This is a genomic window from Kangiella taiwanensis (assembly GCF_020005165.1).
Lineage (GTDB): Bacteria > Pseudomonadota > Gammaproteobacteria > Enterobacterales > Kangiellaceae > Kangiella > Kangiella taiwanensis.
The window spans coordinates 97,844-120,318 of sequence record NZ_JAHCLT010000001.1; the positions used below are offsets into that span (position 1 = coordinate 97,844).

21 protein-coding genes and 1 tRNA gene are annotated in these 22,475 nt (G+C 45.7%); 3 read left to right on the forward strand and 19 right to left on the reverse strand.

Features of this window, described 5'->3' with window-relative positions; genetic code table 11:
* Positions 1-248: 248 nt before the first annotated feature.
* From KFK88_RS00490 to KFK88_RS00560, 15 genes are all read right to left on the reverse strand, one after another.
* A tRNA-Met gene (locus tag KFK88_RS00490) sits at positions 249-325 on the reverse strand.
* A 193-nt stretch (positions 326-518) separates the two neighbouring features.
* Positions 519-1,949 (reverse strand): NADH-quinone oxidoreductase subunit NuoN, encoded by a 1,431-nt coding sequence (nuoN, locus tag KFK88_RS00495; protein ID WP_223576697.1) that lies wholly within the window; start codon positions 1,947-1,949, stop codon positions 519-521.
* Position 1,950: 1 nt separating this feature from the next.
* Positions 1,951-3,462 (reverse strand): NADH-quinone oxidoreductase subunit M, encoded by a 1,512-nt coding sequence (locus tag KFK88_RS00500; protein ID WP_223576698.1) that lies wholly within the window; start codon positions 3,460-3,462, stop codon positions 1,951-1,953.
* A gap of 27 nt (positions 3,463-3,489) precedes the next feature.
* A complete protein-coding gene (gene nuoL / locus KFK88_RS00505; protein ID WP_223576699.1) occupies positions 3,490-5,508 on the reverse strand; it encodes an NADH-quinone oxidoreductase subunit L in 2,019 nt (672 codons plus the stop codon).
* Entirely contained in the window at positions 5,508-5,810 is a 303-nt protein-coding gene (nuoK, locus tag KFK88_RS00510; protein ID WP_223576700.1) for an NADH-quinone oxidoreductase subunit NuoK, read from the reverse strand. Before nuoK ends, nuoL begins: the two co-directional genes overlap by 1 nt.
* Entirely contained in the window at positions 5,807-6,487 is a 681-nt protein-coding gene (locus KFK88_RS00515; RefSeq protein ID WP_223576701.1) for an NADH-quinone oxidoreductase subunit J, read from the reverse strand. The genes nuoK and KFK88_RS00515 overlap by 4 nt, the downstream gene beginning before the upstream one ends.
* A 36-nt stretch (positions 6,488-6,523) precedes the next feature.
* Positions 6,524-7,015 carry an NADH-quinone oxidoreductase subunit NuoI gene (nuoI, locus tag KFK88_RS00520; protein WP_223576702.1) on the reverse strand — a complete coding sequence of 164 codons (492 nt, stop codon included), beginning with the start codon at positions 7,013-7,015 and terminating at the stop codon, positions 6,524-6,526.
* A complete protein-coding gene (nuoH, locus tag KFK88_RS00525) occupies positions 7,015-8,055 on the reverse strand; it encodes an NADH-quinone oxidoreductase subunit NuoH (protein WP_223576703.1) in 1,041 nt (346 codons plus the stop codon). Before nuoH ends, nuoI begins: the two co-directional genes overlap by 1 nt.
* A complete protein-coding gene (gene nuoG, locus KFK88_RS00530; RefSeq protein WP_223576704.1) occupies positions 8,055-10,289 on the reverse strand; it encodes an NADH-quinone oxidoreductase subunit NuoG in 2,235 nt (744 codons plus the stop codon). Before nuoG ends, nuoH begins: the two co-directional genes overlap by 1 nt.
* A 62-nt stretch (positions 10,290-10,351) precedes the next feature.
* Complete coding sequence (gene nuoF, locus KFK88_RS00535) at positions 10,352-11,626, reverse strand: NADH-quinone oxidoreductase subunit NuoF (RefSeq protein WP_223576705.1); 1,275 nt, start codon at positions 11,624-11,626, stop codon at positions 10,352-10,354.
* 2 nt (positions 11,627-11,628) lie between these two features.
* A complete protein-coding gene (locus KFK88_RS00540; RefSeq protein WP_223576706.1) occupies positions 11,629-12,132 on the reverse strand; it encodes an NADH-quinone oxidoreductase subunit NuoE family protein in 504 nt (167 codons plus the stop codon).
* A 14-nt stretch (positions 12,133-12,146) separates the two neighbouring features.
* A complete protein-coding gene (locus tag KFK88_RS00545) occupies positions 12,147-13,400 on the reverse strand; it encodes an NADH-quinone oxidoreductase subunit D (RefSeq protein ID WP_263296320.1) in 1,254 nt (417 codons plus the stop codon).
* Positions 13,393-14,085: an NADH-quinone oxidoreductase subunit C gene (locus KFK88_RS00550; RefSeq protein WP_223576708.1), complete on the reverse strand. Its 693-nt coding sequence runs from the start codon at positions 14,083-14,085 to the stop codon at positions 13,393-13,395. Before KFK88_RS00550 ends, KFK88_RS00545 begins: the two co-directional genes overlap by 8 nt.
* The gene (locus KFK88_RS00555; RefSeq protein ID WP_223576709.1) at positions 14,078-14,629 is read right to left on the reverse strand and encodes a NuoB/complex I 20 kDa subunit family protein; all 552 of its coding nucleotides are present in this window, start codon (positions 14,627-14,629) and stop codon (positions 14,078-14,080) included. The genes KFK88_RS00550 and KFK88_RS00555 overlap by 8 nt, the downstream gene beginning before the upstream one ends.
* Positions 14,630-14,632: 3 nt before the next feature.
* Positions 14,633-14,989 carry an NADH-quinone oxidoreductase subunit A gene (locus tag KFK88_RS00560; protein WP_223576710.1) on the reverse strand — a complete coding sequence of 119 codons (357 nt, stop codon included), beginning with the start codon at positions 14,987-14,989 and terminating at the stop codon, positions 14,633-14,635.
* Positions 14,990-15,247: 258 nt separating this feature from the next.
* Between KFK88_RS00560 and KFK88_RS00565 the strand changes: the two genes are divergently transcribed.
* Both KFK88_RS00565 and KFK88_RS00570 read left to right on the forward strand, forming a co-directional pair.
* Entirely contained in the window at positions 15,248-16,561 is a 1,314-nt protein-coding gene (locus KFK88_RS00565) for an HD-GYP domain-containing protein (RefSeq protein ID WP_223576711.1), read from the forward strand.
* 69 nt (positions 16,562-16,630) lie between these two features.
* The gene (locus tag KFK88_RS00570; RefSeq protein ID WP_223576712.1) at positions 16,631-17,638 is read left to right on the forward strand and encodes a YheT family hydrolase; all 1,008 of its coding nucleotides are present in this window, start codon (positions 16,631-16,633) and stop codon (positions 17,636-17,638) included.
* A 45-nt stretch (positions 17,639-17,683) separates the two neighbouring features.
* Here KFK88_RS00570 and KFK88_RS00575 read toward each other — a convergent pair whose 3' ends face one another.
* Positions 17,684-18,553, reverse strand: coding sequence for a hypothetical protein (locus KFK88_RS00575; RefSeq protein ID WP_223576713.1), 870 nt, complete (start codon positions 18,551-18,553; stop codon positions 17,684-17,686).
* 95 nt (positions 18,554-18,648) lie between these two features.
* On the opposite strand from KFK88_RS00575, the gene KFK88_RS00580 reads away from it, so the two are divergent.
* Entirely contained in the window at positions 18,649-19,305 is a 657-nt protein-coding gene (locus KFK88_RS00580; RefSeq protein WP_223576714.1) for a Fe2+-dependent dioxygenase, read from the forward strand.
* A 65-nt stretch (positions 19,306-19,370) separates the two neighbouring features.
* Here KFK88_RS00580 and KFK88_RS00585 read toward each other — a convergent pair whose 3' ends face one another.
* Genes KFK88_RS00585 through ctaD form a run of 3 tightly spaced genes read right to left on the reverse strand, consistent with a single transcriptional unit; the run spans position 19,371 to position 22,473 of the window.
* Entirely contained in the window at positions 19,371-20,264 is an 894-nt protein-coding gene (locus KFK88_RS00585; RefSeq protein ID WP_223576715.1) for a cytochrome c oxidase subunit 3, read from the reverse strand.
* 41 nt (positions 20,265-20,305) lie between these two features.
* Positions 20,306-20,863, reverse strand: a complete 558-nt coding sequence (locus KFK88_RS00590; protein ID WP_223576716.1) for a cytochrome c oxidase assembly protein — start codon at positions 20,861-20,863, stop codon at positions 20,306-20,308.
* A gap of 50 nt (positions 20,864-20,913) precedes the next feature.
* Positions 20,914-22,473, reverse strand: coding sequence for a cytochrome c oxidase subunit I (ctaD, locus tag KFK88_RS00595; RefSeq protein WP_046562001.1), 1,560 nt, complete (start codon positions 22,471-22,473; stop codon positions 20,914-20,916).
* Positions 22,474-22,475 lie beyond the last annotated feature (2 nt).

The window sequence follows — 22,475 nt, forward strand, 5'->3', positions numbered from 1 at the left end:
GCCAAATACAAAAAAAGGCCCATACGGCCCCATCATTTATCTATCTGACATGCCTTGAAAACAAGGCTTATGATGGGTTTGGAGCATAAAAACAGTGCATCCATCTACCCACGTCGTTTATAGCTGAACTTTAGCTACAAACAATAAAGCCCCTATAAAGGGGCCTTATTATTATATTCATAATAGAAAGTCAGTCAATGAATTAGACTCACTTTACTTCTTATCACTTATTCACAAGTTTAAGAAGTTGGTAGCGGGGGCCAGATTTGAACTGACGACCTTCGGGTTATGAGCCCGACGAGCTACCAGGCTGCTCCACCCCGCATCCATGAACTCTTATCAAACTTATTATTTGAAAGAGTACTTACTAGACTCTGGTACGACTAATAAGTTTGGTCTTTAAGACCCGTTGCAGTAGAAGATTTAACAAGTCCCTACCTCAACGTGGAACGCATTATACTCACTTAAATTGCTTTGACAAGAGGTCTGACGTAATAATTTCAATAAATCTTCACAGCCTATAAATACTGGAACGCTTGCTCGCATAGCTCCAACAGTTTTGCTGGGAATAGCCCTAGCGCAACCACACTTAAGCTGGTTAAGCCCAGTCCTAAGCGTAAACCGCGAGCAGCAACAATCTTCTGTTCTTTTTCAGGATCATCGAAGAAAATAACCTTCACCACTTTCAGATAGTAGAAAAGACCAATAATCGACATAATTGCGGCAAAAATGGCTAACCAGACAAAGCCAGAGTTTAATACGGCTAGGAAAACTTCTAATTTCGCCCAGAAGCCGACAAACGGCGGCAAACCGGCCATTGATAAGAAAAGGACGCTAATTAACAGGCCACCCCAAGGGTTCTTTCGCCCCAATCCTTTAAGTTGCTCAATGTTTTTAACATCTTCGATGCCTTTGCCTAGATAAATCAAACAGCCAAAACCACCTAGAGACATAATCGCATAGGCCAAAATATAGAAGAATGACGCCGCAAAACCTTCCGCGGTACCAGTGAGTAGTCCTAACAAGAAGTAGCCGATGTGGGCAATTGCCGAATAGGCCAGTAGCCGCTTGATGTTGTCTTGGGCTAACGCAACGATATTACCCACCAGCATGGACAGGCAAGCCAAGATAATGAGTAGCCCCTGCCAGTCAATAAGAGTCCCAATAAAGCCATAACCGAATATGCGCACGGCTAAACCAAACGCAGCGACTTTAGGTGCAGAAGATAAAAACGCAGTGGTTGAGGTCGGCGCGCCATCGTAAACGTCCGGCACCCACATTTGAAACGGCACAGCGCCGAACTTAAAGGCAATAGCTACCACAATAAAGACCAGACCAAAGCGCAAGGTCAGACTTGCTTCATTGTCAGCAATGTAAGCGGCGATATCAGTCAAGTGTATCGCCTGCGTCACACCGTAAACCAAAGACATTCCGTACAACAGGAACCCGCTAGCGATAGCGCCCATCACAAAGTATTTTACCGCAGCTTCTGCAGACTGGTAAGCATGTCGCTGCATTGCGACTAGGGCATATAACGACAGCGACAATAGCTCCAAGCCAAGATAAAGCGTTAATAAACTGCCGCCACTGACCATCACCATCATGCCAAGTACTGCAAATAAATGAAGCAGGTAATACTCACCTCGAAGAATTCGACGTGGCAATATGTAAGGTCGCGCAAATAGCAGCGCCAGCATGGCGAGCAAGATCACACTGATCTTGATGATGCCGGCCATTGGATCGAGAATAAAGTGACGATCATATAAGTGGTATTGCACGTCTGGAAATTGCACCATGCAAATCACAGCAGTTGCCAGTAAAGCTAACTGCGATAGGCGGTAGGTTAAATTTCGGTCTAAATCTTTCGAAAAGACATCAATCAATAAAATAATACAAGCAGCCGTCAGCAAAAAAATTTCTGGAAGCAGGTGTATCAAGTTATGCGTCATCCTAGCCCCCTAATTTACTGCTGCTGGTGAGTTGAATCAGCTGCTCAATACTTGGCTGCATGATGTTAATCAAAAACTGCGGGTAGACACCTAAAGCAATAACCAATAACGCTAGAATAATTAACACGCTTCTTTCTCTAATATTAATGTCGTCCAATCGTTCAATTTTATCGTTCGCGGCTTTGCCAAAGATAACTCGCTTATAAAACCATAAGCTGTAGGCCGCGCCTAACACGAGTGTAAGCCCAGCAAACAGGGCAATTCTCCAATCGGCTTGGAACGAAGAAATAATCACAAAAAACTCACCGACAAAGCCTGAGGTTCCAGGCAAACCTGCATTGGCAAAAATAAACAGCATCAACAACGTAGCAAACACCGGCATGCTGTTCACCACACCACCATAATCGCTAATGTTTCGGGTATGCAGCCTGTCGTATAAAACCCCAATGCAGAAAAAGAGCGCACCCGACACTAAACCATGGGAAACCATTTGCACCATAGCGCCTTGTACTGCCATCGACTGGGCATCCATATTAATTAACTTAAGGATAATAAAGGTGCCTAAGGTCACAAAACCCATGTGTGCAATCGATGAGTAAGCTATCAGTTTTTTCATGTCTTTCTGCGCTAGCGCGACAAAACCAATATACACAATCGCAATAAGCGATAATACAATTATCAGGTTGGCATAAGCACCGGCTGCATCGGGCGTAATAGGTAAACTGAAGCGTAAAAAGCCATAGCCACCCATTTTCAACATAATCGCTGCAAGAATTACCGAGCCGCCAGTCGGCGCTTCGACGTGAGCATCCGGCAACCAAGTGTGAACAGGCACCATTGGTATTTTCACCGCGAAGGCCAGTAAAAAGGCCCAAAAGATCCAGCTTTGCTCGGTGCCACTTAAAGGCATGCCTTGCATCGCTTGAATTGAAAAGTCGCCCGTTTCGCGTCCCATATAAATTAACGCGACCAGCATAAAGATTGAACCAAAGAAGGTATATAAGAAAAACTTTATCGTGGCGTAGATTCGGTTAGGCCCACCCCATATACCGATCATTAAGAACATCGGTATTAACATCGCTTCCCAAAACACATAAAACAAGATGCTATCTTGCGCTAAGAACACGCCGTTCATAGCCCCGGTCAGCAATAATACTGCAGCCACAAATTGGGTTTGTCTAAACTTAATTGAATGAGTAGACCCAAAAAGCACTAACAAATTTATCAAACCAGTCAGAACTACTAGAGGCAAGGCTATACCATCTACACCAAGTTCATAACCAATATTTAACGAAGGGATCCAGTCACCACGCTCGACAAATTGAAACTCTGCAGTCGTGGTATCAAAAGCGGCGAGTAACCAAACACTTAACGCCAATACCGCCAGGGATACAACGACCCCAAAGCGCTGACTCCACACCAGCATTTTGTCGCCGGGACTCAGCAGCACTAAGATTCCACTTAACAGCGGAAGCCAGATCAATAAACTAAGTACGGGTAACTGTTCTAACATAATAATGTATTATCCGTTCCCATCGCTCTAACCTTTAAATAGCAGCCACGCCAAAAAGCCGACTAAGCCAATCAGCATGAAGAGTGCGTAGTGAAATAAGTAACCGGTTTGTAATTTACGAACCTTTGACGCAATGACTTTGATTGCATTTGTGCCACCATCAATAATGCCTTCATCAATCACGGCCTTATCTCCATAGCGCCAAAAGACCTGCCCTAGCCAATGACTACCTCGAGCAAAAACGTACTGGTTGAACTCATCAAAGAAGTACTTCTTCTCCAACAGCTTTTTAACTGGCTTCAAGAAAACAGCCCACATGGTAATAAAGCGAGGCGCCCAGCCATACACGACAATGGCAATAACGACACCCGCGACTAGCATTAAAAATACCGGGCTCATCACACCATGTAGCGCAAAACTCAGAGCGTCGCCAAAGTACTGTTCGACAGAAGCTAACACGTCATGCTGTTCTAAAACCGTTATCGAATCATCAAAGAAAGAGCGGAACAGTAAGTCTTTAGCAAACACAAACCCTGCTAAGAGTGACGGTATCGCCAATGCTATCAACGGCCAAGTAATCACCCTTGGCGACTCGGTTAAATGATTAAACTGCTCCTGCTCCATTCGTGTTTTCCCATGAAACACGAGGATTAATAGTCGAATACTGTAAATAGCGGTTACTAAGACCCCTGCTAATACTGCGAAATGTGCGAATCCGCTGAAGCCACCTTCGGCTGCGGCTACTGCCGAAATAATGGTGTCTTTTGAATAAAAGCCCGAAAACAGCGGCGTGCCGATTAAAGCCAAAGTACCAATCAAAGTACACCAGTAGGTGATCGGTAATTTTTTGTATAACCCGCCCATCTTGCGAATATCCTGCTCATGATGCAGCGCCACGATCACAGAACCAGCGCCCAAGAACAGCAAGGCTTTGAAAAAGGCGTGAGTAAACAAGTGGAAAATAGCGGCTGAATACGCTGAAACACCTAACGCCACCACCATGTAGCCCAGCTGTGACAAGGTGGAATAAGCAATGATGCGCTTGATATCGTTTTGCACAATAGCCACCAGCCCCATAAACAAAGCTGTTATGGCACCAATCAAGGTCACCATGCCTAAAGCAGTTTCAGAAAACTCAAACAGCGGTGACATCCGAGCGACCATGAACACACCTGCCGTGACCATGGTGGCCGCATGGATTAGCGCAGAAATAGGCGTTGGGCCTTCCATCGAATCAGGGAGCCAAACATGCAACGGGACCTGCGCCGACTTACCCATGGCGCCGATAAATAGACAGATACAAATAAAGCTGATCGCTGACCATTCAAGCTCACCCCAAACAGGGAAGCTATGATCAAGCCCGACTAGCGCCAAAGCATTAACTTTTTGTTGGCTACCTAATGACACCAACTCTTCTGCTTGCCCCATGGTTTTAAATATTGGCGCATAATCAAAAGTGCCGAAGAGTAAGAAAATGGCTCCAATCCCTAACAAGAAACCGAAATCACCCACTCGATTGACTAGGAAGGCTTTCATGTTGGCGAAAGTCGCGCTGTCTTTTTGATACCAAAAGCCAATCAGCAGGTAAGAAACCACACCGACCGCTTCCCAGCCGAAAAACAGCTGCAAGAAATTGTTGGACATCACCAACATCAGCATCGAGAAGGTGAATAACGAGATATAGCTGAAGAAGCGCTGGTAACCTGAATCATCATGCATATAACCAATCGAATAGATATGCACCATCAAGCTGACAAACGTCACCACCAACATCATGATCGAGGTTAAGCTGTCCAGCAGGAAGCCTATCTGAATGGTAACTTCACCAAAGCGCGCCCATTCGTAAATAGTGACGTCTACTGCCGTAGCGTCGCCCCACAAAAAGCCAAAAAACCATCTCACAGAAATAATAAAAGAAATCAGAACCCCAGCAATCGTCACTCGGTGAGTAGCGACTTTGCCTATCTTTTTGCCCAACAAGCCAGCCAGAATCGCTCCAACGAGTGGTGCTAAAACGGCAATGAGTAATTGGGCTTGTATCGTCATTAGCCTTTCAACTCCTTCAACTCTGCTACATCAATCTTCTTATTGGTGCGGAACAAGACCACTAGAATAGCCAGTCCGATGGCTGCCTCTGCTGCAGCTACGGTCAATATAAAGAAGACAAAAACTTGCCCCACTTCATCGTTCAAGTATCGCGAGAAGGCAATAAAGTTAGTATTCACAGCTAACAGCATCAGTTCGATGCACATCAGCAAGGTAATCACATTCTTGCGATTGATAATGATGCCGACGACACTGATCGAAAACAGCAAAGCACTAACAACTAAATAATGCGTTAAACTCATGCATCATCTCCTTTGGTCTTTTTCTTGCGCTTTGACTTTGGCTTTTTCTTAGCCTCTTCTTCTTTACGTAAATGCGCATCTTGTCGCGGGCCAGACTCCATGCTGACCACTCGCAAACGCTCCTCACGGCTGGCTTGATGTTGCATTGGAACGCTTTGTCCACGGCGCTCACGACGGCCACGAAACGTCAAGCTAATCGCAGCGACAATCGCCACCAGCAAGATCACCCCAGCAATTTCAAAAGCATAGAAATAGTCGGTATAAAGCAATCGGCCCAGTACAGTGACATTACTGTACTCAGCGCTATGTTTAGCTGGCTCCGGCATATCGCCTAACACTTCACTGCGAATAACCCAGTAAATCGCTCCAAATAGGGCTAATGCCGTAACAATGCCCAAGGGCAAGTATTTAGTAAAACCAGACTTGAGGCTCGCGTAGTCCACGTCCAGCATCATTACCACGAATAAGAAAAGCACCATCACGGCACCGACATAGACCAGCACTAAAGTGACTGCCAGGAACTCAGCTTCCAGCAGCATCCACAGCACTGCTGCTGAGAAAAACGTCAAAACAAGACACAACACAGCCTGCACAGCATTGCGCATCGTAATAACGCCTAAAGCCCCAATCACGGTCAAGGCCGCGAATACGTAAAAGACAATGGACTCAACGGTCATTGATAGCCCTTACTGTTGCTTATGGCGCTGTTGCTATTATCGGTATTTCGCATCTTGCTTTCTGTCCTCAGCAATTTGTTCTTCGTACTTATCCCCAATCGCTAATAGTTGCGCTTTGGTCAAAATATTGTCACCTCGCTGTTCAAAGTGATAGTCCATGACGCGAGTCTCAACGATGGAATCTACAGGGCAGGACTCTTCGCAAAACCCACAGTAGATGCACTTAAACATATCAATTTCGTAACGAGTTGTTCGGCGCGTACCGTCATCTTGTCGTGGGCCCGCATCAATCGTAATCGCTGCCGCGGGGCATACCGCCTCACACAACTTACAGCCAATACAGCGCTCTTCACCGTTCGGATAACGACGTAACGCATGCAATCCGCGAAACCTTGGCGACTGCGGTGTTTGCTCTTCAGGAAACTGTACCGTGACTTTCCGCCGCCACAGATGCTTACCCGTAATCCGCAACCCCGTTAATAAATCTTTTAGGGTGTAACTTCTGAAAAAGTGTTTGAGTTTCGACATTAGAAAACACCTCTTCCTGTGAACCAAGGACCAACACCAGCTTTAATCATGAAGGTTAAAATCATCAACCAAACAACCGTCACTGGAATAAACACTTTCCAGCCTAGGCGCATAATCTGATCATATCGATAGCGCGGAAAGGTCGCCCGCAACCAAATCATTAAGAATAGGAAGAAACCCGCTTTTAATAACAACCAAGCGATACCCGGCACCCAGTTTGTGATGCCCTCAATAAAAGGAATACCTTGGAATGGATTGAGCCATCCGCCAAAAAAGAACAAAGCAGTCAGGACGGAAATCAAAATCATGTTAGCGTATTCAGCTAAGAAGAAGAGCGCAAAAGAAATGCCTGCATACTCAACATGAAAGCCTGCCACGATTTCTGACTCACCTTCAGGTAAGTCAAAGGGTGCTCGGTTGGTCTCTGCAACTCCTGAAATCCAGTAAATCACCAACAACGGCAATAACGGAATCCAGTACCAGTGCCAGAAGCCTCCCTCTTGCCCTTTAACGATTTCTCCCAGATTCATGCTGCCAGAGGCCATTAAGACGCCAACTAACGCAAAACCCATGGCGATCTCGTAGGAAATAATTTGTGACGCTGACCTGAGTGAGCCTAGTAGCGCATACTTTGAATTCGATGCCCACCCAGCAATGATGACACCATAAACCGCTATTGAGGTCATGGCTAGAATGTAGAGTAAGCCCACATCACTATTCGCAAGGACCAATTCTGCATCAAACGGTATCACCGCCCAGGCGGCAAAAGACGGCGCGATAAATAAAATTGGCGCTAATAAAAACAAGCCTTTATTGGCGCCAGAGGGAATCACCACCTCTTTCATCAATAACTTAATGACATCAGCAATCGGCTGTAACCAACCCTTCGGTCCAACTCGATTTGGCCCAACACGCATCTGCATGTAGCCGATAATTTTGCGCTCGGCATAAGTGGTGTAAGCGACCGCTAAAATTAGCGGCAACAAAATCAAGCCGATCTTAGTTCCAATGATGAAGAAGTCGATGATGATGTCTAGCATCAAACGCCCCCCACAATATTATGGAACGGACTTAATCGAGGTCGCTTCAATACTTCCTGCCCTTTTGCTAGTGCAGTGTCTTGAAGCGATGGTGCCCGTCGAAGCCAGCCATCAATTTGGTACATATTGACGGGACGTGGTGAGAAACCATCTCGCGGTAGTTTTTCTGGGCATTGCCATTTAGGTTTGATTCGGTCACCAACAGCGCTCAAGCGACCTTTCACTTCTTTTCTAACATCCTCTGCTGACACATAATCAAAATTCTTCAAATTCAGCAAGTTACCGAGAACCCTCAGCACTTTCCAAGCGGGCTTGGCCTCTCCAGGAGCGTTAACCGACGCAGCGAAGTCTTGCCATAAACCATTCACATTAACGTATGAACCCGACGTCTCTAAAAAGCTGGCAACGGGCAAAATCACATCAGCGTACTCAAAGGCCTCATCATCCGCATGACAGGTCATCGACACCACAAAGTCAGCACTACGCAAGCTATTCAATGCCTGCTCGCCCATCACCGACTCTTTGCCCGGTTCAGTTTTGAGCAAAACGTAATTCTTCTTACCTTGTTCAAACAAGTCCTTAATATGCTGCCCATCCTGCTCCACATCCGCGCCTGCTGGGCCTCGGTGTGGGATTGCACCTGCCAAATAGGCACCCACGCTGTTGCCACCATGGGGGAAAAATCCGTAGCTGGCGCCAGACAAGTTGGCAATGGCTTTTGCCATCAAGCGAATGTGCCCAGCATAACTAAACTCTAATGCACTGGCTCCTAGAATAACGCTCGACTTTTCCCCTTTAAGCAACATCTCTGCAATGTCGCGGTGCTCATCGCGGATATTAATTGGCGCTAACAGCTCCTCAAGCCCCTCAAGGTCCATCGCGTCAGCCCATTGCTCTTTGTCACTATCATCTTGATTTTGATATAAATACTTAGTGATCCCTGCTAGCTGACCTAACCAAGTTTCAGCATCGGTAATGATCTCATGCTTGAGATCAAAGTTATGGTACACAGGGTATAAACCAATCGACGCAACGTCGCCGTAGCGAGTGGCTTTTCGAACACGCAGTGATGCCAGTGGTTGCTCTTTACGCAGGTTCGCTCCTATCAGTAAGCAAGCGTCTAAGTTTTCCAGCTCTGACAGGTCAACACCCAGTTCAGGGTGCAAAGGCTCAAATTTCTGCCAAGCAAAATCAGTGACTCGTAAGCGGTGGTCAATATTGTTTGAACCCAAGCCACGCATCACCTTCTGCAATAAATACATTTCTTCAGTGGTTGAGCTCGGGTGTGCAATGGCTGCAATTTGATCGGAACCATCCGTCTGTACCGTCATGTTTAACTTACTCGCGGTACGCTCCAGAGCCGTTTCCCAGTCAACTTCTTTCCACTCGCCATTATGCTTGAGCATCGGCTTAAGCAAGCGCTCGCTTTTTTCCAAGGCTTCATAAGAATAACGGTCACGATCAGCCAGCCAAACTTCGTTAACGGCTTCATTATCTTTTGGCACCACACGTATGACTCGGTTTCGCAAAGTGTGAACATGCAAGTTGGCACCAATACAATCGTGAGGGGAAACTGAGTCACGCTGCGCCATCTCCCACGACCGCGCCTGATAGCGCGACGGTTTCGCCGTTAAAGCACCGACAGGGCACAAATCAATAATATTCCCCGAGACCTCAGAGTCTACTGATTGTTCGATAAAGGTGCTGATTTCCATATGTTCACCGCGCCCAACCGCACCAAGCTCACGAATACCCGCAACTTCCCGCCCAAAGCGCACGCAACGTGTGCAATGAATACAGCGGGTCATCTCTGTTTCAATCAGAGGTCCTAAATCCTCATCCACCACCGCACGTTTCTTTTCAGTAAAGCGCGAAACATCATTGCCATATTCCAGAGCCACATCTTGCAACTCGCACTCGCCACCTTGATCACAAATCGGGCAGTCCAGCGGATGGTTAATCAGTAAAAACTCCATTACCGATTTTTGCGATTGCTGTGCAAAGTCAGACTGAGTTTTCACCACCATGCCATCAGAAATTGGGGTGGCGCAGGCAGGCAGTGGCTTTTTGACACCATCAACTTCCACTAAACACATGCGGCAATTCGCTGCGATGGATAATTTTTTGTGGTAACAAAAACGAGGAATGGTGATGCCGTTAGCATCCGCCACTTCAATAATCATAGAGCCCTGCTCGGCTTCTATTTTTTTACCATCAATTTCAATCGAAACCATTGGCTTATCGTGTCCTCGTTTGTTTCACTAATCTTTTCATCTGATGCATCATCACAATCAGACTAACTTGCCTTGCGGGTCTTTTGAGCTTGCTCAATTTTGGCCACAAACTCATCTTTAAAGTATTTAATAAAGCTTTGCACTGGCATTGCCGCAGCATCACCCAGCGCACAAATCGTGCGGCCCATGATATTGCCAGCGATTTCATCCAACTTGGCCAAGTCTTCGACCTGCCCCTCACCCCGTGCGATGCGGTGAATCATACGTGACATCCAGCCCGTACCTTCACGACAAGGCGTACATTGACCACAAGATTCTTCATAATAAAAGTGTGCAATTCGCCCCAAAACCTCAACCATATCGGTATCTTCATCCATGATAATCACCGCCCCTGAACCCAGCATGGAGCCAGCTTTACCAATCGCATCATAATCCATGGTAATGTCCATCATGACATCCGCAGGCAATACCGGAGCACTGGAACCACCCGGAATCACAGCCTTTAATTTCTTGCCGTTTTTCATGCCGCCTGCCATCTCCAGTAAATCCTTAAATGGCGTACCCAAACCAATTTCATAATTGCCTGGTTTATTGACATGGCCTGATACTGAGAATATTTTCGTGCCGCCGTTGTTTTCCTTTCCTAAGTCCAAGAACCACTGCCCCCCTTTCTCTAAAATGATGGGGACAGAAGCGTAACTTTCGGTATTGTTCACATTCGTCGGACGACCAAAGAGACCGTAATTTGCGGGGAATGGCGGCTTAAATCTTGGCTGACCTTTTTTACCTTCCAACGACTCCAATAAAGCGGTTTCTTCGCCACAAATATAAGCGCCGGCACCAACATGGCTATGCAGGTCAAAATCAACGCCAGATTGCAAAATATCTTTGCCCAATAAACCAGCTTCGTAAGCTTCTTTTAAGGCCTGTTCAAAACGTTCTATCGGCTCGTAAAATTCACCACGCATATAGTTGTAACCGACCGTCGCCCCCATGACATAACCACCGATCGCCATGCCCTCGATCAGTTGATGTGGGTTATAGCGTAATATATCGCGGTCTTTAAAAGTCCCCGGCTCACCCTCATCGGAGTTACACACCACATACTTTTGACCTGGTGCATGTTTTGGCATAAAGCTCCACTTGAGCCCCGTAGGAAAGCCTGCGCCCCCGCGACCACGTAATGCTGAGAGTTTGAGTTCTTCAATAATCTCTTCGGCGGGAGTTTTCTCAGCCAATATTTTGCGCCACATGGCATAACCACCCGCAGACTCATAGGTCTCGAGCGTCCAAGGTTTGTCTAGCTCTAAGGTTCTAAAACAAACTTCATTTGCCATGCTTACTTTAACTCCTTGATAAGTTCTGCAACCTTATCAACGTTTAAATTTTCGTGGTATTTTTTGTCTACCTCTAACATCGGCGCGCCACCACAGGCTGCCATGCACTCCACTTCCTTCAGCGTAAAAGTACCGTCAGAGGTGGTCTCACCCGGTTTAATGCCTAGCTCGTCTTCAAACCACTTCTTTATATCACCGCTGCCCGCCAGCATGCACGACACATTGGTGCACAAAGAAATAACATATTTGCCCGCTTCTTTTAAACGAAACATCGAATAAAAACTTGCCACTTCATAAGCTGCAATCTTTGGACAACTTAGATAATCCGCCACCGCATCCATTAAGTCTTGGGTTAGATAACCGCACTCGTCTTGCACAATAAGCATAATCGGAATGATGGCGGCACGCTTGCGCTCTTCTGGGTATTTTCTAACCCAGGTCTCAACCTGCTGAAAGCTTTCAGCGCTGAGGATTTCATTCAGTGTTTTGGTCTCTGAATCAGTCATTGTTATTCATAACCTTAGCGATCAATTTCACCAAACACGATATCTTGCGTACCGATAATGGCCACAACATCTGCCAACATGTGTCCTTTCACCATTTCATTCATCGCTGACAAGTGAGCAAAACCAGCTGCCCGAATTTTCACGCGATAAGGTTTATTGGCTCCGTCAGAGACAAGATAAATGCCAAATTCACCTTTCGGGTGTTCAATGGCGGAATAAGCCTCACCTTCTGGAACGCAATAACCTTCCGTGAATAATTTAAAGTGATGAATCAGCGCTTCCATATCATGTTTCATGGTTTCTCGATTAGGGGGAGCCACTTTATGATTATCGAGCATCACGGGGCCAGGGTTTTGACGCAACCATTCGATACATTGGCGCACGATTTTATTGGACTGACGCATCTCTTCCATGCGCACCAAGTAACGATCATAACAATCGCCTGTTTTGCCAACTGGAATATCAAACTCAAGCTCGTCATAGACTTCATAGGGTTGCTTCTTGCGCAAGTCCCACTCAACGCCAGAGCCTCGCAACATGGGGCCACTAAAGCCTAGCTGTAATGCCCGCTCCGCCTGAACAATACCAACGCCAACGGTTCGTTGCTTCCAAATTCGGTTTTCTGTCAGCAAGCTTTCATAGTCATTAATGCAGTCAGGAAACTTCTCTGTGAAGTCCCACAAATAATCCAATAACGAACCCTGACGATTCGCGTTTAATTCATCGGCTTTTTTCTTATCCGTGAACGGCGACTCTTTATACTGTGGCATGGTTTCTGGTAAGTCGCGGTAGACGCCACCGGGGCGGAAATAAGTCGCGTGCATGCGAGCACCACTGACCGCTTCATAGGCATCCATCAAAGTTTCTCGCTCACGGAACGTATACAAAAATACCGTCATAGCACCGATGTCTAAACCGTGCGCGCCTAACCACATTAAATGATTTAAAATTCGAGTGATCTCCGCGAACATTACACGAATGTATTGCGCACGCTTAGGGGGCGTAATCCCCATCAACTTTTCAATCGCCATCACGTAAGCATGTTCGTTAGACATCATAGACACGTAATCCAGACGATCCATATAACCAATGCTTTGATTGAAGGGCTTACTCTCCGCCAGTTTTTCTGTCGCTCGGTGCAACAATCCAACATGCGGATCGGCTCGCACCACGGTTTCCCCATCCATCTCAAGAATCAAGCGCAAGACACCATGCGCCGCTGGATGCTGTGGTCCGAAGTTGACCGTGTAGTTACGAATTTCAGCCATCACGACCTCCCTGCTCTGGAGCCGCCACATACACCGTTTCATCTTTTTTCTTACGAATCACACGCGGTACCAGCACTCGAGGTTCTATTGATACCGGTTCATAGACGCAACGATTTTGCTTAGCATCGAATCGTAGTTCCACATTACCGATTAACGGGAAATCTTTGCGGAAAGGATGTCCAACAAAACCATAGTCGGTCATGATGCGACGTAGATCTGGATGCCCTAGAAATAAAATCCCGAATAGATCAAACGCCTCACGCTCATACCAGTTAGCACTTGCCCAAATATCAATAACAGAAGGAATTGAGGGGCGATTTTCTTTAATAAAGCACTTCACTCTAAGGCGTCGGTTGTGAGCAATGGATAAGAGGTGATAAACCACTGCAAAACGCTCACGTTGCCATGATTTTCTTACTGGCTGCGACTCTTCTCGCCCTCGGCTAAAACCTGAACCTGTGGCTTCAGTGGTAGCCCATTCATCTTGTCCATAAGTCAAATAGTCAACCACAGTCACATCAATCAACTGCTCGAACGCCAGTTCATCTTGGTCTCGTAATTGTCGGCATATATCCAGCAAGTCATCCTTACTCACTTCAACGGTAACCTCGCCCAAGGCCTCTTCGCAAGCAACCAACGAGTCTTCAAAAATATCACCCAGCTGCTTTACTAAAGGTTCAGACACTCGTCACCTCGCCGGATTTAGATTCAGCACTGTCTTCAGTCTCTTGTGATTTACTTTTTCTAGAGTTTCGGGCAATCACCGTCTGGCGCTTGATTTTGTTTTGTAGTTGGATAATGCCGTATAACAGGGCCTCGGCTGTCGGTGGGCAACCAGGCACATAAATATCGACAGGAATAATACGATCACAACCTCGAACGACAGAATAGGAGTAGTGATAGTAGCCACCACCATTAGCGCATGATCCCATTGAAATGACCCACTTAGGGTCTGGCATTTGGTCATAAACTCTGCGTAGAGCAGGAGCCATTTTGTTGGTTAATGTCCCCGCCACTATCATGACATCAGACTGACGTGGGCTCGGTCGAAAAATCACTCCAAAACGGTCCATATCATACCGTGCTGCGCCAGCATGCATCATTTCGATCGCACAGCACGCAAGCCCAAAAGTGACCGGCCACATTGAACCAGTACGAGCCCAATCCAACAGGTCTTGGACACTGGTCGTTACAAATCCGTCGCTATTGAGTTTTTCCTCTAACCCCATGCATTACTCCCACTCTAATGCGCCTTTTTTCCATTCATAAGCAAAGCCGACCAATAACAAGAGCAAAAAGACACTCATTGAAATTAAGCCAAACCAACCTATTTCATCAAGCACTACGGCCCATGGAAACAAAAAAGCGATTTCGAGATCAAATATAATGAAGAGAATGGCGACCAGATAGAATCGAACATCAAATTTCATGCGCGAATCTTCAAACGCATCAAAGCCGCACTCAAACGGTTTGTTCTTAGCTTCGCTGGGCTTCGTTGGACTGGCAAAATAACCAACCAAAAGCATGCCACTTCCAAATAGCAAGCCTATCAGGATGAAGACTAGAATCGGTGCGTATTGTTCTATCATAGGTCTAAATTTTTTGCCCTAACTTGTTATAAATCAATAATATTTAGGCATTAACTCCGAATACCTTACCAGTAGATTTTTGGTTTGGCTAGTGATGTTTATCCTCACTGATTAATCAAGTAGGAACTTTTCAGTATCTTGCAAAGACTGCCTCCCTATCCAACTAACCAAATATTGTTTTTTGTGATCCGCATCACTTTTCATTGAAAATTTCAGTAGATTGATTAATATGGGGAATGGAGGTAATGGATAAGAACAATGTTCAGCTCTTTATTACAATTTTTTGGCTTAAAGCCCAAGCCTGAAGCAAGGAAGTCAGCTTCACAGCGTACTGTTACCTCGCACAAAGTTGAAAAGAAAAAAATTCCAGTTGCTAAGCTCACAAAAGGTATGACAGTCGTTGAGCTTGATCGCCCTTGGACAGACGTTCCGGTCATGTTCCAAGAAGTGACCATTGAGTCAGACAAAGAAATCAATTTACTACGCAAGTATTGTCAACACGTCTATATTGACTATCACTCTTACAAAACTATTTATGCACAACAGCTAGTTAACCGAAAGCGTGAGCAAATCTATAAAAAACCCAACTTAACGCCTCAGCAAGCTAGCATCAGTTTGCGAGAAGAATTGCCTAAAGCTCAAATAACATTTGATAAATCCCATAAGCACATCAACACATTGATGCGAGATGTTCAACGCGATAGCAAGATAGACATAGAAGGCTCTAAAGAACTGGTCTCCAGCTGCGTTGATAGTATTTTAAGCGACGAGACAGCCATGTTTTGGCTGTCAAAAATCAAAAATAAAGACGAATACACTGCCGAGCACTGCATCCGAGTAGGTATACTTTCAATTGCATTCGGCAAATACTTACAATTACCTAGGGCTGAGTTAGAGTTGTTAGGGCTCTGTGGCATGCTACACGATGTTGGGAAGATGAAAGTCCCACAGCATATCCTTAACAAAGAAGGCCCGTTGACCGAAGACGAATATAAAATTGTTAAAGAACATACCGTCCTTGGCTATGTTTTTCTACGCAATCATGGTGGTATTGACGAACAAGTGTGTACCGCGGCATACAACCACCATGAACGAATGAATGGTCGTGGCTATCCGCGAAAAGTTTCTGCCGAACTATTATCGACTTACGATCGAATCATTGCCATTGTAGACAGTTATGATGCAATGATCAGTGATCGCTGTTATCGCAAGGGCATGTCACCTTCCCGCGCTCTATCTCAACTGTATAAAGGCCAAGGTGACTTATACGATGAGCAACTTATCAAACAGTTTATACAAATGGTTGGCGTTTACCCTGTGGGTAGCATGGTTGAATTTAGTAATGGCCAGGTTGGCGTCGTCTTATCTGTAAATGAAAACAGTAAGCTCGAACCTGTGGTTGAATTAGTGACGGATGCCAATAAAAACCGTATAAAACCCAGGGCCGTCGATTTGACCAAACAACCACAAGACAGTAACGGCGAATTACTTAGAATTAAGACCACACTCGCTGACAACGAGGTGGAGTTTGACCTTGAAACATTCATCCAGGGAATTAAAGGCGCCGCTTAACCCGCTAGGTTTGTAATCTCCATAAGTTTCACATAGAGTAAGCAGACTCTTTTCAACTGCCTCTTCATCATGTCAGAGTCATCTGTTCAAAACATCACATTCCCTGTGCCTCGTTGGTGCCGAAACACCCACATACAATCGCTGTTGGCGACCGTCAAACTACGCCGTAACAACATAAAAAAGCGTGCACATAAGCTGATCCAAAACACGGAAGAGTGGATTATCGATTGTGATGATGGCGTTAAATTACAGAGTTTCGTTACCCGTCAACCACACCGTGATGGTCAGCCTGTTGCACCGCTCGCCATCTTAATTCATGGCTGGGAAGGCAGTCACGAGTCTTTGTATTTATTGTCTTCTGCCCACACATTATACCAGCAAGGTTTCACAGTCGTTCGGCTGAACCTGCGCGATCATGGCACTAGCCACCATCTTAACCAAGAGCTATTTCACTCTAACCGAATTGATGAAGTGGTACAGGCGGTTAAAAAGATTCAGCAAGAGTTCCCAGCTCCCAAACGACTATTGTGTGGTTTTTCGCTCGGAGGGAATTTCGCTCTTCGTGTCACTAATCGTGCCAAACAAGCGGGTATCACTCTGGACAAAACCATTGCGGTCTGTCCCGCGCTGGACCCCGCCGATATTCTTATAAAGCTAGAAACCAGCCTGTCGCTTTATATCAAATATTTTATGCTGAAATGGAAACGCTCCATTCGAAAAAAACAACAATTATTCCCTGATATTTATGATTTAGAAGATGACCTAAAGACCGACTCCATGCGTGAATTAACTGAAAAGTTGGTACAGTATTACGGAGACTATGAAACCATTAATGACTATTTTGACGGTTATAATATCTGCGGTGATCGTTTAAGCCAGATTAGCTCACCGACCACCATTCTGATGAGCAAAGATGATCCAATCATTGAATATCAGGATATTTACTCACTTCCTGACAGCCCTTACCTCACCAAGTACCTTACAAAGTATGGCGGTCATTGCGGCTACATTAAAAATCGTAGACTCCGAAGCTGGCTCGATGACTTTATTGCCAAGGAAGCAAGTACCCTACTATAAACATAAAAAAACCGCCCTAAGGCGGTTTTTTATTAGCGGGGTATGCTAGTTCAAAGCTGATAACTCAATTCTCGCCGCAGCTCCGTACAGATGTGATGCTTCGCCTTCTACATCACCCTCAGGATTCACCGTCGGCCACAAGGTTCTCAACTTCACTAAAATCGTTTTGGCATTGTCGATGTCACTTTGTGCTTGCGCTTTCTGCTCATCACTTAAACGCTCCAAGCGCTCAATCGCAATCTCTGTAAAGCCGTAAGCATCTTGATACTCATGCACATTCACAATCTCGCCCTTTTTGACTCCAATTGCATACTCGTCTGCTGCCGTTCGAATCATTTGGCTGATACTCAGAAGCGCTTCTTTCGCTGTCATCTTAGCCATAGATTCGCTCGCCGTGATAGCCCCTAACAGCTTGCTGTATGCTAGCTCCACCGCTTCATCGCCTTGTTCGTTGTTTACGGCATCAGCCAAGTCGCTTAGCTCTTGGCCGAATCCATTAACACCACGCGCTTCAAATACAGGCTCTAGACCCGCGTAAAGTTCATCTTCCGGATGCTTCATGTGAGTCTTAGCCATCGCCAAGTGACCTTCACGATACAGTTTAAGCCCTACCCATAGGTGGCCTCGAATTAAGCCTAAGCGAGCAAGGTAGGCCGCATTGTCAGAGCTGAGGTCAGCCTTCGTAGCGCCCTCTCCTTCACCCTCGCCTTCGCCACCTTCTCCACCGGTTTCTCCTCCCTCACCGAGAGACATCGCAGAATAACTGAAAACAGAGCTTGATAGTGCTGTATAAGTATCAGTATCGCTTTGCTCTGCTGTCGCAGTTGCAGCACTAGTCGCTAATAAAGCCGTGCCCACGCCAGCCCATACTTTACGTTTCTCAAAGCGCTTTTTAGACATACTCTTTTTAACCATAGAGTTACCTTTTAATCATTAGAGTTGATATACTGGCTATGATTTCACAGATGCGAATAATTCTCAATACCAATCTATTCAAAAGTTGATGATGCATGATTTTACATATTGAAAATGCTGTAGAACCTGGAACGCTGGACGCTATTGTCGAGTCGCTGCGCAATGAGCACTTCACTGATGGCATTGAAACCGCTGGGCGCGCCGCTAAACAAGTCAAAAATAATCAACAGCTTCGTCTACAAAACGACAAACCTGCTGCGTTACTCATGCTCCTGAATCATCTCAAAAAGAACCCTCTGTTTTCTGGCGTAACTTTTGCCAAGCAATTCGTTAACGTCATGGTCAACCAATATCAAACGAATCAAGAGTACGGTTTGCACGTTGATGATGCGCTGATGGGGCACATCAGAACCGATATTTCATTTACTTTAGGGCTAAGCCCAATCGATGACTATCAAGGCGGCGAGCTGGTTATTGAAGATACCACGGGGGAACGCAGCTGGAAACTTGGCAGTGGTGATCTGTTAGTCTACCCAAGTCACTATCTTCACCATGTCAATGCGGTTCGTGCTGGAGAACGACTAGCCATGGTCGGCTGGATTCAAAGTCATGTACGAAGTGCTGAACAACGCGAACTGCTGTTTGATTTAAAGTGTTCCATGTCTGAAGAGTTAGATCAACGTGGCAAAACACACCAGTATGACCGTTTAAGTAAAAGCTATAACAACCTACTCAGACACTGGGCAGAGTAGCTTCTGAATTATCTAACAAAAAAACCGCCCGAAGGCGGTTTTTTAGTATCACATCAATCTTGTGTTTACAGAATATAAACAAAGATAAATAGGAATACCCATACCACGTCAACAAAGTGCCAGTACCAAGCACCCGCTTCATAGGCGAAGTGGTCTTTTGGCGTAAAGTGGCCTTTTGCACAACGCAGCGCCATTACGATAAGGAAAATCGTACCGACCGTTACGTGTAAGCCGTGGAAACCTGTTAATAAGAAGAAGGTTGAGCCGTAGAAACCACTACCTAGGGTCAAGCCCATTTCAGTATAAGCGTGGATGTACTCTTCAACCTGTAGCATCATGAAGATAACACCTAACAATGCTGTGATTGAGGTGAATAGAATCAACGTTTGACGATTCTTCTCGATCAATGCGTGGTGTGCAATGGTCAATGTAAACGACGAGAACAATAGAATTGCCGTGTTAATCGCAGGCAAGCCCCATGCGCCCATTGCTTCCCAAGTTGCAGGAGCACCATTATCCAACTCACCTGGGTTTGACGTCATTGGCCAAGCCGGTACAAAGTCAGGATATAGGAAGTCGTGTGTTGCAGCGTTGTTACTGCTACCACCTAACCATTCCATGACTAAAACACGGCCATAGAATAGTGCACCAAAGAAGGCTGCGAAGAACATCACTTCTGATGTAATGAACCAAATCATACCTTGACGGAATGAACGGCTCATTTGTGCGCTGTAAAGGCCATCGTGCGACTCACGAATTGTGCTCGACCACCATGTAGACAGCATGTAAATCATTACGGCTAAGCCTAAGTACAGGATCCAAGACAAGCTTGAGTTGCCTTGTACCATGTGGCCAGCACCAAATGCGATTAGTAACAGACCAACCGAGCCGATAACCGGCAGCTTGCTCTGCTCTGGTACATAATACTTTTCGTATTCTGTATTTTGTTGTTCACTCATGTTTATGTCTCCGTTAAAGACGTCGCCACTTGCGGTTAAGCTTATTGCGCGGCTTGTAGTTGTTCGTCGTCTGGTGTGACGTTGTGTAATGTATACGCCAAAGTAATCGTATCGTAACGCTCTGGAATGTCTTTATCGACAAAGAAACGCATTGGCATTTCTTCGCTTTCACCCGCGGCTAGAGTCTGCTGATTAAAGCAGAAGCATTCCGTTTTATTGAAATACTGAGCCGTTAAATTAGGAGAAAAGCTCGGAATTGCCTGACCGACCATTTTCTTACCAGTACGATTTTTGACTGCAAAAAGAACTTCGTATTCTTTACCAGGATGAACCACGATTTCTGTTTTGACAGGGCGGAAGTCCCAAGGCATGTTCGCCTTGTTAATAGTCATGAACTGAATCTTAATTTCACGACTGGTATCCGGTTCCTGTTCTTCATAAACCGCTAGACCATTAACTTTACCGTTAAGGCCTGTGATCTGGCAAAAAACATCATACAAAGGCACCATCGCAAAGCCAAAAGCAATCATAATGATCACAACGACGAATAACTTCTTAGTCATCACCTTGTTTTCAGTTTGTGTTTGCTCTTGGCTCATTGCTTTAAACCTCGGTTACGTCTTTGCAACTTTTATCTTAAAAAAGTCTATTAATCGATTTTAGGTGGCGTATCAAATGTGTGATACGGCGCTGGCGAAGGCATGTGAGTAAACTCAAGACCTTCTGCACCTTCCCAAACTTGGTCAGTTGCTTTTTCACCTTTCTCAAGGATACAAACTTTAATCAGAATCCAAGCGAAAAGTAACTGCATTAAACCAAGACCGAAAGCACCAATACTCGACATCATGTTGAAGTCTGAGAACATGATCGCGTAGTCAGGAACACGACGCTGCATACCCGCAAGACCTGAGAAGTGCATTGGGAAGAACGTCAAGTTAACGAATACGATCGATAACCAGAAGTGCCATTTCGCCAACTTCTCGTCATACATACGACCTGTCCACTTTGGCAACCAGTAGTAAACTGCCGCCATAGTACCGAAGATTGCACCAGGGAATAGAACGTAGTGGAAGTGCGCTACAACGAAGTACGTATCGTGGTACTGCCAGTCAACTGGAGTCATCGCTAGCATCACGCCAGAGAAGCCGCCGATCGTAAATAGAATCACGAATGCTAGAGCATAAAGCATTGGTGTTTCATACGTAATCGAACCTTGCCACATCGTCGCGATCCAGTTAAATACTTTCACACCTGTTGGTACCGCAATCAACATGGTCGCAATCATGAAGAATAGCTCACCTTTAACCGGCATACCCACTGTAAACATGTGGTGTGCCCATACGATGAACGATAGGAATGCGATTGACGCAGTTGCATAAACCATTGAAGAATAACCAAACAGTTTCTTACGTGCGAACGTTGGGATAATCGCAGACGCGATACCAAACGCTGGTAAGATCATGATGTAAACTTCTGGGTGACCGAAGAACCAGAATACGTGCTGGAACAATACTGGGTCACCACCACCAGCGGCATCGAAGAACGAGGTGCCGAAGTGACGGTCGGTCAACATCATCGTTACCGCACCTGCTAGTACTGGCATAACCATGACTAGTAAGAATGCTGTAATTAACCAAGTCCATACGAACAATGGCATCTTCATCAACGTCATACCTGGTGCGCGCATGTTGAACACAGTCACGATAACGTTAATAGCGCCCATGATAGATGAAATACCCATCAAGTGAACACCAAAGATGAAGAAGTCAGTCGATGGAGGACCATAGGTTGTTGAAAGAGGCGCATAGAATGTCCAACCGAAGTTAGGCGCACCGCCTTCCATGAATAATGATGATAATAAAAGACCGAAGGCCGCTGGAAGGATCCAGAAACTCCAATTGTTCATACGTGGTAGAGCCATATCTGGCGCACCAATCATCATTGGAATCAACCAGTTAGCCAAGCCCACTGTCGCTGGCATCACGGCACCAAATACCATGATCAGACCGTGTAGCGTGGTCATCTGGTTGAAGAAGTTCGGATCAACGAACTGCAAACCTGGTTGGAAAAGCTCGGCACGGATAACCATTGCCATAGCGCCACCAATCAAGAACATGATGAACGAGAACACTAGGTACATCGTACCAATGTCCTTGTGGTTGGTCGTAAACAACCAACGCGAAATACCTTTTGGTTTATGGTCAGCCATGA